The organism is Kribbella pratensis, from assembly GCF_004366075.1.
Classification (GTDB): Bacteria; Actinomycetota; Actinomycetes; order Propionibacteriales; family Kribbellaceae; genus Kribbella; species Kribbella pratensis.
The window spans coordinates 236,774-250,672 of the sequence record NZ_SODU01000005.1; the positions used below are offsets into that span (position 1 = coordinate 236,774).

Sequence of the window (13,899 nt, forward strand, 5' to 3'; positions counted from 1 at the left end):
TGACGTTTTGCAGTCTGCCACACAATGTCCGGACCATGACGCGGCTGTCTCGCATCACGAACATTCAGTACGCGGAGGCGTACTGGAGTTCAGGCCCCAAGATTACGCACTGAGGGACCAGCCGGGATCGTCCCAGGCGGTGTAGAAGTCTTCGCGGGTGAGCGGACGCAGGCCCCACTCCTCGCGGTCCAGGGACTGGTCGGTGAGCATCCCCTCGTCGTCCTCGAGGCGCTGCCACCAGTACCGCCGTACCTCGCCGTCCTCACCCATCCCGAGCTGGCGGACGACGACCCACTCCCGCTCGTGCCAGACCGCCTCGTAGAGCCAGTCGGTGCCGTAGTCGTCGACAACAGCGCCGTACGTCCGCGACGCCGTCCCACGGTCCAGATCCCGAATCAGCTCGACCGTCGCCCGAATCGCGGCGGACGTCTCGGCGGACCATCCCCGGCGCTCGGCCAGCTCGGCGTAGTAGCCCTCGACGTCGTCCGGGAAGCTGCTCATGGCGCCCGACCCTATCGAACCGAACCTGTGCACAGCGACCACCGGTCCAGCCCCCAGACCTGAAAAGATCCTGTGAAACATCCGCTGGAGAGATGGGAACCATCAAGTGAGTGAGCCCGACGACCAGGTCGACCTGAACGTCCTGAAGGCTCCGTTGCCACCGCAGGGCGAAAGGGATCCCCTGCAACGGCTGCGGTTCCAGCTGCTGGGTTACGCCACCGCGCTTGCGGTGCTGGTCACGCTCACGCCGACCTGGCTGACCCGGGAGTACAGCCGCAGCAGCCCTCACCTGTACACCGGATTCGGCATGGCCCGCGACGCCACGATCCTCGGCAGCGCCGCCAACCTCTTGTTCATCGCGTACGTCGTCCTAGTGCTGGTCGCACTGGCGACGCCGACGAGGCTCGCCGGCTTCGTCTGTGCGTACGCCGGGCTCGTGGACACGATCGTGATCATGCTGCTGAAGCCGGACGGGAGTCGACACACCGAGATCGGCTGGACCGGGGCGCCGATCCTCGCGCTCGGACTGTGGTTGCTGCTGGCCGTCATCAACCACATCGGCTGGTTCGAGACCAGGCGCCGGTCATGACAAAGGCCCGGCGACAAATCGCCGGGCCTTCGTCACCTGCTTCAGGAAATGCGGGTCATCCAGCCGTGGGGGTCAGCCGCTCGGCCGTACTGGACGTCGAGGAGGGCGGTGCGGACGGCTGCGGTGACCGGGCCGCCGTTGCCGTCGCCGATCTGGGTCTCGCCGCCCCTCCACTTCAGCGAGGCGACCGGGGTGACGACCGCGGCGGTCCCGCAGGCGAACACCTCGCGCACCTTCCCGGAGGCCGCGCCCTCACGCCACTCGTCGACCGAGACCTTGCGCTCGGTGACCGTGTAGCCGAGGTCGGTGACCAGCTTCAGGATCGAGTCCCGGGTGACGCCCTCCAGGATCGTGCCGGACAGCTCCGGTGTGACCACCGAGTTGTCGTCGAGGACGAAGTACAGGTTCATCCCGCCGAGCTCCTCGACCCACTTCTTCTCCACCGCGTCCAGGAACGCGACCTGGTCGCAGCCCTGCTCGATCGCCTCGGCCTGGGCGAGCAGCGAGGAGGCGTAGTTACCGCCGGTCTTCGCCGCGCCGGTGCCGCCGGGGGCCGCGCGGGTGTACTCCTCGCTCAGCCAGATCCGGACCGGCTTCACGCCGTTCGCGAAGTACGACCCGGCCGGCGACGCGATCGCGCAGTACGTGACCCGGGCGGACGGGCGGACACCGAGGAACGGGTCCGAGCCGAACATGAACGGCCGCAGGTACAGCGACGTCTCGCCGCCACCCGGAACCCAGGCCCGGTCGATCTCGACCAGCTTGTGCAGCGAGTCGAGGAACGCCGCGACCGGCAGCTCCGGCAGCGCGAGCCGGTGCGCGGACCGCTGGAACCGGATCGCGTTCGCCTCGGGGCGGAACAGATGGATCGAGTCGTCGGGATGCCGGTAGGCCTTCATCCCCTCGAAAATCGTCTGGGCGTAGTGGAACACCGAGGTCGCGGGAGACAGCTCCAGCGGCCCGAAGGCGGTGATCCGTGCGTCGTGCCAGCCCTTCTCGGCCGTCCAGGTGGCGATCGCCATGTGGTCGGAGAAGTACTGCCCGAATCCCGGGTTCGCCAGGATCTGGGCGCGCTGGTCGTCGCTGGCCGGTTGGGTGTTCGGCTCAACTGAGAACTGCAGATCGGCGCTCATGCCGAAACCGTACCTCTCGGCTGACTGGTCATGCGAGCATCAGCCTTTCTCAGCCGGCCGCGCGCTTGGCGATCGCGTCACCGATCTCCGCGGTACTGCGGGCAACGCCCGTGCGCTCCTCGATGTCCGCCGTGACGGCGTCCTCGATCGCGCGCGCGGCCTCGGTCAGACCGAGGTGCTCGAGCAGCAGCGCCGCGGACAGGATCGCCGCGGTCGGGTCGGCCTTCTGCTGGCCCGCGATGTCCGGCGCGGAGCCGTGCACCGGCTCGAACATGCTCGGCGCGGTCCGGTCCGGGTTGATGTTGCCGCTCGCGGCCAGCCCGATCCCGCCGCTGATCGCGGCCGCCAGGTCGGTGATGATGTCGCCGAACAGGTTGTCGGTGACGATCACGTCGAACCGGGCCGGGTCGGTGACCAGGAAGATCGTCGCGGCGTCCACGTGCAGGTAGTCGACGGTGATCTCCGGGAACTCCTCGGCGACCTTGTCGACGGTCCGCTTCCACAGGTGGCCGGCGTGCACGAGCACGTTGTTCTTGTGCACGAGCGTCAGCTTCTTGCGCGGGCGGGCCTGCGCGCGGGCGAAGGCGTCCCGCACGACCCGCTCGACGCCGTACGCCGTGTTCACCGACACCTCGGTGGCGATCTCGGCCGGCGTACCGACCCGGAGCGCGCCGCCGTTGCCGACGTACGGGCCCTCGGTGCCTTCGCGGACGACGACGAAGTCGACCTCGCCCGGGTTCGCCAGCGGGGATCCGACGGACGGGTAGATCTTCGACGGCCGCAGGTTCACGTAGTGGTCGAGGGTGAACCGGAGCTTGAGCAGCAGACCGCGCTCGAGGACGCCGGACGGGACACTCGGGTCCCCGACCGCGCCGAGCAGGATCGCGTCGTGCTTGCGGATCTCCTCCAGCTCGGCGTCCGGCAGCGTCTCGCCGGTGGCGTGCCAGCGCTTCGCGCCGAGGTCGTACTCGGTCCGCTCGAACGTCACGCCGTGCTGTGCGGCGACCGCGTCGAGGACCTTGAGCGCCTCGGTGGTCACCTCGGGTCCGATCCCGTCACCGGGGACGACGGCCAGCGTGAAGTTCTTCGTCTCGCTCACTTCTTGGGTTCTCCCCCATTGTCACGGCGGTTCATGGCCTCTTGGACAGCCTTGACCTCGTCGCTCGCCGGGCGCGCGGTGCGGCGACGCCGGGTCGCCTTCCGCTCGCGTGCGTCGATCGAGGGCCAGTTGGCTGGATACATGTCATACATGCAGCTGCTCCCAAATATGTCGTGGGCGGCAGGATGCGCACGAATTTACTCGCACATCCGACTATTTCTCCACCATGCGGGCAGCTTGTCCCGGAATATGAGATCCGAGTGCGGTCACTGGACCGGACCTGTGCGACTCTCAGCCGGTGAGTGCTCCTCCAGAACTGCCGCCGCTGGTTTCAGCGGCCCTCAGCCTGTCCGGCCGGCGCGGATTCGTCAGTTCCACCAGGAACGAGACCGGCCGTTTGCTCGCCACCCTCGCGGCGTCGAAGACCGGCCTGCTCGGTGAGCTCGGGACCGGCTGCGGCGTCGGCTCGGCGTGGCTGCGCAGCGGCGCCGGCGAGAGCACGTCGATCGTCACCGCGGAGAGCGATCCGCAGCTCGCGCAGGTGGTCGCGGAACTGTTCGCCGACGACGAGCGGATCGAGGTCGTCTCCGCCGACTGGACCGCGCTGATCGAGCGCGGCCCGTTCGCGCTGCTGTTCGTGGACGCCCGCGAGGCGAAGCTGTCCGCCCGCGACATCATCGCGGACGTGGTCGAGCCGGGCGGCTTCGTCGTACTGGACGACTTCACGCCGTCGGCCGTCTGGCCGCCGATGTACGAGGGGCGCGTCGACACGCTCCGCCAGGAATGGCTGATGGACAGGCGCTTCACCACCGTCGAGGTGATGGTCGCCCCGGACGCCGCCGTCCTGCTCGCCACGCGCCACTGAAGCTCCACCACCCGTACCACCACCCGACCCGACCACTCGTACCGCCGCCCCAGCGCCCCTCCTCCTCGCCATTTGGCTGGGTGACCCATCAAATGCGGGGTTACGGACCCTGGTTCAGGGTGTAGAACCCCTTAGCTGGCTGGCTTACCCAGCAAACTGGCTGGCTTATCCAGCAAATCGGGCCACGGGACGACCGGCAGGACGGTGGCGGGCGGTGCGGCTGGGTGGGGTGCGGCTGGGTGGGGTGCGGCTGGGTGGGTGGTGGGGTGCAAACGTGAAGCGGGCCCGAGCTATGGAGCTCGGGCCCTTGTCAGCCGCCATGCGCCTGCGGGCGGCTGACCGCCTCCAGTAAATCAGTCGTTGGGGTGAATCAGGCCTCGAGGTCCACGGTGCGGGCTGTGTCCGCCTGAACCGCGACCGCGATGTCGTCCAGGACCGTCGGCACGATCTTCGAGTCGACCGACAGCGCGACGAGCGCCTTGCCGCCCTTGCGGTCCCGGCTGACCTGCATGCCGGCGATGTTGACGTCGGCATCGCCGAGGATCCGGCCGATCTGGCCGACCGCGCCCGGCCGGTCCTCGTAGGTGAGGAACGCCAGGTGCGCGGCGAGCTCGATCTCGGGGTCGTACCCGTCGATCTCGACCAGCCGCTCCGACTGCCGGACGCCGACCAGCGTGCCGGACACCGACACCTGCGCGCCGTCGGCGAGCGTGCCGCGGAGCGTGATCAGGTTGCGGTGCTCGGGGCTGTCGTGGTCGGTGACCAGCCGGACCTCGAGGCCCCGCTCGGCCGCCAGCAGCGGCGCGTTCACGTACGAGACGTTGTCCTCGACGACATCCGCGAAGACGCCCTTCAGCGCGGCGAGCTCGAGCACCTTCACGTCGTACTGCGTGATCTCGCCGCGGACCTCGACGTCGAGCTGCTGCGCGACGCCGCCGGCCAGCGCGGTGAAGATCCGGCCGAGCTTCTCGGTCAGCCCGATGCCCGGGCGGACGTCCTCGGCGATCACGCCGCCCTGGACGTTGACCGCGTCCGGGACCAGCTCACCCGACAGCGCCAGCCGGACCGATTTGGCGACCGCGATACCGGCCTTCTCCTGCGCCTCGTCGGTGGACGCGCCGAGGTGCGGCGTGACGACGACGTTCTCGAACTCGAACAGCGGCGAGTCGGTGCACGGCTCGGACGCGAACACGTCCAGACCGGCGCCGGCCACCCGGCCTTCCTTGAGCGCGCTGTACAGCGCCTGCTCGTCGACGATGCCGCCGCGGGCCGCGTTCACGATGATGACCTCGGGCTTGACCTTGTGCAGCTGCTCGTCGCCGATCAGGCCGATGGTCTCCGGGGTCTTCGGGAGGTGCACGGAGATGAAGTCACTGGTCGCCAGCAGCTCGTCCAGGGTGGCGAGCCGGACGCCCATCTGCGCGGCCCGGCCGGCCTGCACGTACGGGTCGTAGGCGATCACGTTCATGCCGAAGGCGGCCAGCCGCTGTGCGACCAGGACGCCGATCTTGCCGAGGCCGACGATCCCGACGGTCTTCTCGAACAGCTCGACACCCGAGTACTTGCTGCGCTTCCACTCGCCCTTCTTGAGCGCCTCGTTCGCGGCCGGGACCCGGCGCGCGGACGCGAGCAGCAGCGCGACGGCCAGCTCGGCGGCGCTGGTGATGTTGGAGGTCGGGGCGTTCACGACCATCACACCGGCCTGGGTGGCGGCCTTCACGTCCACGTTGTCCAGGCCGACCCCGGCCCGGGCGACGACCTTCAGCTTCTTCGCGGCGGCCAGGGCCTCGGCGTCCACCTTGGTGGCGCTGCGGATCAGGATGGCGTCGACGTCGGCGATGGCCGGGAGCAGTTCGGCGCGGTCGGCGCCGTTGGTCTGGCGGATCTCGAAGTCGGGGCCGAGCGCCTCGACGGTGGCCGGGCTGAGCTCTTCGGCGATCAGGACGACGGGCCGGGTTACGTCAGTCATGGAGGAATCTCCTGCAGAAGCGGTAGGGGCTCATCAAGAACAGAGCACCGCGCTGTGCCCGCTGCCTCGATGGTACCCCGTCCGCTGCACGCCGTGTGCGGGGACCCGGATGCCGGTCACAGGGGGTGTCTAGCTGTCGCAGGGGACCGCTGCGGTCATCGGCGAGGTGCGGTCGATGACCAGCTTGCCCTTCGAGCGGACCAGTTCGAACTTCGTGTCCAGCCGGCTGCAGTTCTGCCCGGCTGCGCCCGTCGCGGTGGGGGCGAACAGCACGTTGTACGACATCCGCGCGTAGGACCCGTCCGCGGCCAGGTCGGTGAGCTTCGGGCCGAAGAAGTACGACGTCAGGTGCTTGGCCCTGTCTTGTTCCTCGCTCAGGTTCCGCGCGAACCGTGGTGAGTACAACGGCCGCAGCGCCGCGAAGTCCTGGCGATTCTCCAGCGTCAGGTAGCTGCCGAGCAGCCTCTGGACTTCTACCGCCAGCGGCGTGTTGGCAACCTGCAGCACCGGCGCGATCGCGGCCTGCGGGCCCTTCGATTGGGCACACGTTCCAACCGCTGCGACGGTGAGGCCCGTCGGCGCGGGAGCGACGTACCCTCGGAGCTTGTCGAGACCGACGACCGTGCCGGCCTGGACGGTTCTGCCGACGACGAGACCGATGAGTCCGCCGGACTTGTCGACGACCGGGCCGCCCAGCTTGGCCGCGTTCATCACCTCGCCCAGCGCCGTAGGGTCGGCCGCCGAGCCGATCGCGTTGATGACCTCCTTGCCCGCGGCGGTGTACCCGACCAACGCGCGCTCGGCCTTCGGCTCGGGATCCGTGGCCGGCAGGTGCAGCGGCGCGCCGTCCAACCCGATCGACTGCAGGACCGCGACCCCGTCGGCGCTGGTGCTGAGCAGGTTGGCCCGCCGGATCCGGCCGTCCGGCGCCACCACCACGATCGACCTCGGATTCTCGACCGCCGATGTCGCGGTCAGGATCCGCCCGTTGTCGATCAGCACGCCGGATGCCTCGCCGGACGAGCCGCAGGTCGTCGCGAGCACCCGGACGACCGACGGTCCGACCGACTCGAGCACCTCGTCGGTGTTGATCCGCAGGCTCTCCTGCCGGATGAACCAGCCCGCACCGGCACCGGCCGCGACGATCACGATCAGCACGAGGAGGCCGGCCAGGATCCGGCCGAAGATCCACGGACCCCGAGGCGGCGGCGTGGCTCCGGCCGGCCGGCTCGGAGCCTCCAGCTGGGTCAGCGTGCCGACCCCCGCCGGAACCCGCCGCGGCGGCCGCGGAAGTCCGCTCCTGCCGTCCTCCACCGCTCGCCCTCCCCCAGATCACCAGTACAGACCACAACCGTCACACATTGTGTCAAACAAAAGGGCCCGGACCACCCACCTGGATGGTCCGGGCCCTCGAGTCACCGGCGAGGTCGTTCGTCAGCGGGCGGCGCTGCCCTCGACGTAGTCGTCGTCGTGCGACTTGACCCACGCCATCAGACCGCGCAGCTCCTTGCCGACGGCCTCGATCGGGTGCTCCTGGCTCTTCTTGCGGAACTCCGCGAACTCCGGCGCGCCGGCGTCCTGGTCGGCGATGAAGCGGGCCGCGAAGGTGCCGTCGGTGATGTCGCCGAGGACCTCCTTCATCCGGGCCTTAACGGACGCGTCGATGATCCGCGGGCCGGACACGTAGTCGCCGTACTCGGCGGTGTCGGACACCGACCAGCGCTGCTTGGCGATGCCGCCTTCGTAGATCAGGTCGACGATCAGCTTGAGCTCGTGCAGGCACTCGAAGTACGCGACCTCGGGCTGGTAGCCGGCCTCGGTCAGCGTCTCGTAGCCGGCCGTGATCAGCGCCGACACGCCACCGCAGAGGACGGCCTGCTCACCGAACAGGTCGGTCTCGGTCTCCTCGGTGAAGGTGGTCTTGATGCCGCCGGCCCGCAGACCGCCGATGCCCTTGGCGTACGAGAGCGCCAGGTCCCACGCCTTGCCGGTGGCGTCCTGCTCGACCGCTACCAGCACGGGTACGCCGCGACCCTCGGAGTACTCGCGACGGACCAGGTGACCCGGGCCCTTCGGGGCGACCATGAACACGTCGACACCCGCCGGCGGCTTGATGTAGCCGAACCGGATGTTGAAGCCGTGACCGAAGACCAGCGCGTCGCCGTCGACCAGGTTCGGCTCGATGGCCTCCTTGTAGAGCTTGCGCTGCGCGGGGTCCGGGGCGAGTACGACGATCACGTCGGCTTCCTCGACCGCCTCGGCCGGCGTGACGACCCGCAGGCCCTGTGCCTCGGCCTTGGCCCGGCTCTTCGAGCCCTCCGGCAGACCGACCCGGACGTCGACGCCGGAGTCGCGCAGCGAGAGCGCGTGGGCGTGGCCCTGGGAGCCGTAGCCGAGCACTGCTACGTGCCGGCCCTGGATCACCGACAGGTCGGCGTTGTCGTCGTAGAACATTTCAGCAGCCACTTCGGGCACTTCTCCTTAGTGTTGATTCGGTACGGCGGCGGCGGTCCGGCCCGGCGGCGGGGCCGGCACCGGGTGGTGCGAGGAGCCGGCACTGGCCTGGGTACTGGCCTGGGCGCTGGTACTGGCACTGGTGTTGGCGGGTCGCGCCTGCACGTTCGGGGGTCCGGTCTGCACGTGCGGCGGCGGCACCGGGACCGGTCGCAGGGTGCGGTCGGAGATGGAGCGGCCGCCCCGGCCGATCGCCACCATGCCGGACTGCACCAGCTCGCGGACGCCGAAGGGTTCCAGCACCCGGAGCATGGCCTCGAGTTTCTCGGGATTGCCGGTCGCCTCGATCGTGATCGCGTCCGGTGCCACGTCCACCACCTTCGCACGGAACAGCTGGACGGTCTCCAGCACCTGTCCGCGGGTCAGGGTGTCCGCCTTGACCTTCACCAGCAGCAGTTCACGCTGAACCGTCTGGCTGGGCTCCAGCTCGACGATCTTGATCACGTTCACCAGCTTGTTCAGCTGCTTGGTGATCTGCTCCAAGGGCTGCTCGTCCACGCTGACCGCGATGGTCATCCGGGAAACCTCGGGGTGCTCGGTCGGACCGACCGCGAGCGAGTCGATGTTGAAGCCCCGCCGCGAGATCAACGCGGCCACCCGGGCCAGCACACCGTGCTTGTTCTCCACCAGGATGCTCAGCGTGTGCTTACTCATCAGAGTTCCTCCCCGTCCCACTTCGGCGCCATGTCGCGGGCGATCTGGATGTCGTCGTTGCTGGTGCCGGCGGCGACCATCGGCCACACCATCGCGTCACGGTGCACGACGAAGTCGACCACGACCGGCTGGTCGGTGACCGACATCGCCTTGTCGATGGTGGCGTCGACCGAGTCCTTGTCGGAGCAGCGCAGCCCGACGCCGCCCATCGCCTCGGCGAGCTTCGCGAAGTCCGGGATCCGGGCGGAGTGCAGATCGGTGTTGGAGTAGCGCTTGTCGTAGAACAGCGTCTGCCACTGGCGGACCATGCCCAGCGACTGGTTGTTGATCACGGCGACCTTGATCGGGATGCCCTCGAGCGCGCAGGTGACGAGCTCCTGGTTGGTCATCTGGAAGCAGCCGTCGCCGTCGATCGCCCACACGGTCTTGTCCGGCCGCGCGACCTTGGCGCCCATCGCGGCCGGCACGGCGTACCCCATCGTGCCGAGGCCGCCGGAGTTCAGCCAGTGGCCGGGCTTCTCGAACGGCAGGTAGTGCGCGGACCACATCTGGTGCTGACCGACGCCCGCGGTGTAGACGGCGTCCGGGCCGGCGATCTTGCCGATCCGCTCGATCACGTACTGCGGGGACAGCGTGCCGTCCTCGGGTTCGTCGTACGCTACCGGGTACTTCGCGCGGACCGATTCGAGCAGCCCGCGCCACGCGTCGTACGACGGGGTGCGGCCGGCGCTCGCGATCTCGGTCTTGAGCGCCGCGATCAGGTCGGTGATGACCTCCTTGCAGTCACCCACGATCGGCACGTCGGCGGCCCGGTTCTTGCCGATCTCGGCCGGGTCGATGTCGGCGTGGATGACCTTCGCCTCCGGCGCGAACGAGTCGAGCCGACCGGTCACGCGGTCGTCGAAGCGGGCGCCCAGGGTGATCAGCAGGTCGGAGCGCTGCAGGGCGCCGACGGCCGAGACGGAGCCGTGCATCCCGGGCATGCCGAAGTGCAGCTCATGGGTGTCGGGGAGCGCGCCGCGGGCCATCAGCGTGGTGACCACCGGGATGCCGAGGAGCTCGGCGAGCTCCTTCAACTCGGCGCTGGCCCGAGCGCGGATCACACCGCCGCCGACGTACAGGACCGGCTTCTCGGCGGCGACGATCAGGCGGGCCGCCTCGCGCACCTGCTTGGGGTGCGGGCGGGTCACCGGCCGGTAGCCGGGCAGCGACAGCTCGGTGGGCCACTGGAAGTCGACGCCGGTGGTCTGCATCGCGTCCTTGGTCACGTCGACGAGCACCGGTCCGGGTCGGCCGGTGGAGGCGATGTGGAACGCCTCGGCGATCGTGCTGGCGATGTCGTTGGGGTCGGTCACCAGGAAGTTGTGCTTGGTGATCGGCATCGTGATGCCGCGGATGTCCGCCTCCTGGAAGGCGTCCGTACCGATCGCGGCCCCGGCCACCTGACCGGTGATCGCGACCATCGGCACCGAGTCCATGTACGCGTCGGCGATCGGCGTCACCAGGTTGGTCGCGCCCGGCCCGGAGGTCGCCATACACACGCCGGTCTTCCCGGACGCGGCGGCGTACCCCTGGGCGGCGTGGCCGGCGCCCTGCTCGTGACGTACCAGGATGTGGCGGATCTGGGTCGAGTCGAGCATCGGGTCGTACGCCGGGAGGATCGCGCCGCCCGGGATGCCGAAGACGGTGTCGACTCCGGCATGTTCCAGTGCGCGGATCAGAGCCTGTGCCCCGGTCAGCAGCTCACTCATGGGTGCCTTCCCTCAGTCCTGTCACGATGTGGCCTTGATGGCTTTTCGCGACCGATCCATCCTCGCTTGTGGCTGTCGTCCGGGCACTACTGGGTCGCAGATAGTCGCCCTGGCAACAAAAAACCCCCTCCGCCGGGTGGGCTGAAGGGGGCGCGCTCGACTCTGTGGTCGCGTCAGTCGGCGCGCCGCACAAGTACGAGGAGAATCGATCGCATGTAGGCATTATTCGCCCGCGGACCGCGACCCGGTCAAGTTGGACGCCGCCGTGTCTCATCATTTGGTACGACCGTCCCTAGATGCAGACAGCGCCTTCGGAGGCGGAGCGGACCAGGCGGGTGTACTTGCCGAGGACGCCCTTGGTGATGGCCGGGGTCTTCGGGGTCCAGCCCACGCGGCGGCGTTCGAGTTCCTCGGGGTCGACGTGGAGTTCGAGGGTGCGGTTCTTGACGTCGAGGGTGATCCGGTCGCCGTCCCGGACGAAGGCGATCGGGCCGCCGTCGACGGCTTCCGGCGCCACGTGCCCCACGCAGAGTCCCGTCGTACCGCCGGAGAAACGGCCGTCGGTGAGCAGCAGGACGTCCTTGCCGAGGCCCGCACCCTTGATCGCGCCGGTGACCGCGAGCATCTCGCGCATGCCGGGGCCGCCCTTCGGGCCTTCGTACCGGATCACCACCACGTCGCCGGGATTCAGCGAGCCGACCGCGTCCATCGCACCACGCTCGCCGTCGAACACCCGCGCCGTACCTTCGAAGACGTCCGAGTCGAAGCCGGCGCTCTTCACCACCGCGCCCTCGGGCGCGAGCGAGCCGTGCAGGATCGTGATGCCGCCGGTGCCGTGGATCGGCTTGTCCAGCGCGCGGATGATGGTGCCGTCGACATCCGGTGGCGCGATGTCGGCGAGGTTCTCGGCCATCGTCTTGCCGGTCACCGTCAGGCAGTCGCCGTGCAGCAGGCCGGCGTCGAGCAGCGCGCGCATGATCACCGGGATGCCGCCGACGCGGTCGACGTCGGTCATCACATAGCGGCCGAACGGCTTGAGATCACCGAGATGCGGGACCCGGTCGCCGATCCGGTTGAAGTCGTCGAGGCTCAGATCGACCTCGGCCTCACGGGCGATCGCGAGGAGATGGAGTACGGCGTTCGTCGAGCCGCCGAGTGCCATCACCACGGCGATCGCGTTCTCGAACGCTTCCTTGGTGAGGATCTGGCGGGCCGTGATGCCTTTCCGCAGCAGCCCGACGACGGCCTCGCCGGACCTGCGGGCGTACCCGTCGCGGCGGCGGTCCACCGCCGGCGGGGCGGCCGAGCCCGGGAGCGACATGCCGAGGGCTTCGGCGGACGCCGCCATGGTGTTGGCGGTGTACATGCCGCCGCAGGCACCTTCGCCGGGGCAGATCGCGCGCTCGACCGCGTCGACCTCGTCCTGGGTGATCAGGCCGCGGACACAGGCGCCGACCGCCTCGAAGGCGTCGATGATCGTGACGTCCTTGTCGCCGAGCTTGCCCGGCATGATCGAACCGGCGTACAGGAACACCGACGCCAGATCGAGCCGGGCCGCGGCCATCAGCATGCCCGGCAGCGACTTGTCGCAGCCGGCCAGCAGGACCGAACCGTCCAGCCGCTCGGCCTCCATCACGGTCTCGACCGAGTCCGCGATGATCTCGCGGCTGACGAGCGAGTAGTGCATGCCGACGTGGCCCATCGAGATGCCGTCGGACACGCTGATCGTGCCGAACTCGAGCGGGTATCCAGCGGCCGCGTGCACGCCGTCCTTGACCGCCTTGGCGAGCCGGTCCAGCGACAGGTTGCACGGGGTGATCTCGTTCCAGCTCGACGCGACGCCGATCTGTGGCTTGACCCAGTCGTCGTCCCCCATCCCGACCGCGCGCAGCATGCCTCTGCTGGCGGTCGCTTCCAATCCGTCGGTGACTGTCCGGCTGCGGGGCTTCACATCGACCATGCCGCCACCCTATTCCTGGGTCGCCGCCCAGTAAGGTGCGGTGGGTGATCGATGACCCGTACGGCGACCAGCAGTTGGTGGAGCTCTACGACCTGGACAACCCGGCCGGGGAGGATCACGACTATTACCGCGCTTTGGCCGAGGGCACTGCGAAGGTCCTGGACTTCGGTTGTGGAACCGGTCTGCTCACCCGGTCTCTGGTCGCACCGGGACGGGTGGTGATCGGCGTCGATCCGAGTCCCACCATGCTCGGGTACGCGCGCCGGCAGCCCGGCGCCGACGCGGTCACCTGGATCGACGGCGACCACCTGGTCGTGGAGCCGACCGGCGATGTGGATCTCGCGGTCAGCAGCGGCAACACGATGATGCACGTCGCGGAGCACGCAGCCGCGGTCGCTGCGCTGGCGGCCGCGCTGCGTCCCGGTGGCGTGCTCGCTTTCGAGTCGCGCAATCCGGCGGCGCGGGCGTGGGAGCAGTGGACGAGCGAAGCGACGTACGGCGAACGGGACACGGTGGCCGGGCACCTGAAGGAGTGGCTCGAGCTGATCGAGATCGCGAACGGGCGCGTGACCTTCGACGCGCACAACGTCTTCGAGGACGGGCGCGACGCGGTCTACCGCAACGTCCTGTACTTCCGCTCTGCCGACGAGATCACGGCTGATCTGGTGGCGGCAGGCTTCTCGGACGTCGTCATCGAGGGCGGTTGGCACGGAGAACCGTTGACCGAGGCATCACGTCTGCTGGTGGTGCGCGCGACGAAGTAGGCTGGGCGCACCGCGACTGGCGAGGGTGGAGTACCACCGGGGAGCGGGTGTTCGTACACTGTTCGTACAGGGCGTCGTCCGCCTGGGCGCCTCCGATCCG

The 13,899-nt window shown here is 69.1% G+C and carries 12 protein-coding genes and 1 riboswitch; of the genes, 3 read left to right on the forward strand and 9 right to left on the reverse strand.

Going from position 1 to position 13,899, the window contains the following annotated elements:
• Window positions 1–102 precede the first annotated feature (102 nt).
• Window positions 103–501 (reverse strand): hypothetical protein, encoded by a 399-nt coding sequence (locus EV137_RS37840; protein WP_134011071.1) that lies wholly within the window; start codon window positions 499–501, stop codon window positions 103–105.
• A gap of 106 nt (window positions 502–607) precedes the next feature.
• Between EV137_RS37840 and EV137_RS37845 the strand changes: the two genes are divergently transcribed.
• Window positions 608–1,090: a hypothetical protein gene (locus EV137_RS37845; RefSeq protein ID WP_134011069.1), complete on the forward strand. Its 483-nt coding sequence runs from the start codon at window positions 608–610 to the stop codon at window positions 1,088–1,090.
• Window positions 1,091–1,131: 41 nt separating this feature from the next.
• Here EV137_RS37845 and EV137_RS37850 read toward each other — a convergent pair whose 3' ends face one another.
• Both EV137_RS37850 and EV137_RS37855 read right to left on the reverse strand, forming a co-directional pair.
• Window positions 1,132–2,223, reverse strand: coding sequence for a branched-chain amino acid aminotransferase (locus tag EV137_RS37850; protein WP_134132961.1), 1,092 nt, complete (start codon window positions 2,221–2,223; stop codon window positions 1,132–1,134).
• Between the two features lie 49 nt (window positions 2,224–2,272).
• On the reverse strand, window positions 2,273–3,322 hold the full coding sequence (locus EV137_RS37855) for a 3-isopropylmalate dehydrogenase (RefSeq protein ID WP_134132962.1): 1,050 nt from the start codon (window positions 3,320–3,322) through the stop codon (window positions 2,273–2,275).
• Between the two features lie 298 nt (window positions 3,323–3,620).
• On the opposite strand from EV137_RS37855, the gene EV137_RS37860 reads away from it, so the two are divergent.
• Window positions 3,621–4,187: an O-methyltransferase gene (locus tag EV137_RS37860; RefSeq protein WP_134011063.1), complete on the forward strand. Its 567-nt coding sequence runs from the start codon at window positions 3,621–3,623 to the stop codon at window positions 4,185–4,187.
• Between the two features lie 370 nt (window positions 4,188–4,557).
• On the opposite strand, the gene serA is transcribed toward EV137_RS37860, so the two are convergent.
• The 6 genes from serA to ilvD all read right to left on the reverse strand — a co-directional run bounded on the left by serA (window position 4,558) and on the right by ilvD (window position 13,035).
• The gene (gene serA / locus EV137_RS37865) at window positions 4,558–6,156 is read right to left on the reverse strand and encodes a phosphoglycerate dehydrogenase (RefSeq protein ID WP_134132963.1); all 1,599 of its coding nucleotides are present in this window, start codon (window positions 6,154–6,156) and stop codon (window positions 4,558–4,560) included.
• 129 nt (window positions 6,157–6,285) lie between these two features.
• On the reverse strand, window positions 6,286–7,470 hold the full coding sequence (locus tag EV137_RS37870) for a S1C family serine protease (RefSeq protein ID WP_134132965.1): 1,185 nt from the start codon (window positions 7,468–7,470) through the stop codon (window positions 6,286–6,288).
• A 120-nt stretch (window positions 7,471–7,590) separates the two neighbouring features.
• Window positions 7,591–8,610: a ketol-acid reductoisomerase gene (gene ilvC / locus EV137_RS37875; protein ID WP_134011493.1), complete on the reverse strand. Its 1,020-nt coding sequence runs from the start codon at window positions 8,608–8,610 to the stop codon at window positions 7,591–7,593.
• 27 nt (window positions 8,611–8,637) lie between these two features.
• A complete protein-coding gene (gene ilvN, locus EV137_RS37880) occupies window positions 8,638–9,324 on the reverse strand; it encodes an acetolactate synthase small subunit (protein WP_134132966.1) in 687 nt (228 codons plus the stop codon).
• Window positions 9,324–11,075, reverse strand: a complete 1,752-nt coding sequence (locus EV137_RS37885; RefSeq protein WP_134011057.1) for an acetolactate synthase large subunit — start codon at window positions 11,073–11,075, stop codon at window positions 9,324–9,326. Before EV137_RS37885 ends, ilvN begins: the two co-directional genes overlap by 1 nt.
• A 292-nt stretch (window positions 11,076–11,367) precedes the next feature.
• Entirely contained in the window at window positions 11,368–13,035 is a 1,668-nt protein-coding gene (ilvD, locus tag EV137_RS37890; protein ID WP_134011055.1) for a dihydroxy-acid dehydratase, read from the reverse strand.
• A gap of 44 nt (window positions 13,036–13,079) precedes the next feature.
• Between ilvD and EV137_RS37895 the strand changes: the two genes are divergently transcribed.
• Window positions 13,080–13,799 carry a class I SAM-dependent methyltransferase gene (locus tag EV137_RS37895; protein ID WP_134132968.1) on the forward strand — a complete coding sequence of 240 codons (720 nt, stop codon included), beginning with the start codon at window positions 13,080–13,082 and terminating at the stop codon, window positions 13,797–13,799.
• A gap of 2 nt (window positions 13,800–13,801) precedes the next feature.
• A riboswitch (ZMP/ZTP riboswitch) is annotated at window positions 13,802–13,894 on the forward strand.
• The last annotated feature ends 5 nt before the right edge of the window (window positions 13,895–13,899 follow it).

Excerpts from the sequence above, each read along its gene's own strand:
- ilvN (WP_134132966.1), bottom strand. The coding sequence starts at position 9,324 with ATGAGTAAGCACACGCTGAGCATCCTGGTGGAGAACAAGCACGGTGTG.
- EV137_RS37885 (WP_134011057.1), bottom strand. The coding sequence starts at position 11,075 with ATGAGTGAGCTGCTGACCGGGGCACAGGCTCTGATCCGCGCACTGGAA.
- serA (WP_134132963.1), bottom strand. The coding sequence starts at position 6,156 with ATGACTGACGTAACCCGGCCCGTCGTCCTGATCGCCGAAGAGCTCAGC.
- EV137_RS37840 (WP_134011071.1), bottom strand. The coding sequence starts at position 501 with ATGAGCAGCTTCCCGGACGACGTCGAGGGCTACTACGCCGAGCTGGCC.
- ilvC (WP_134011493.1), bottom strand. The coding sequence starts at position 8,610 with ATGTTCTACGACGACAACGCCGACCTGTCGGTGATCCAGGGCCGGCAC.
- EV137_RS37850 (WP_134132961.1), bottom strand. The coding sequence starts at position 2,223 with ATGAGCGCCGATCTGCAGTTCTCAGTTGAGCCGAACACCCAACCGGCC.
- ilvD (WP_134011055.1), bottom strand. The coding sequence starts at position 13,035 with ATGGTCGATGTGAAGCCCCGCAGCCGGACAGTCACCGACGGATTGGAA.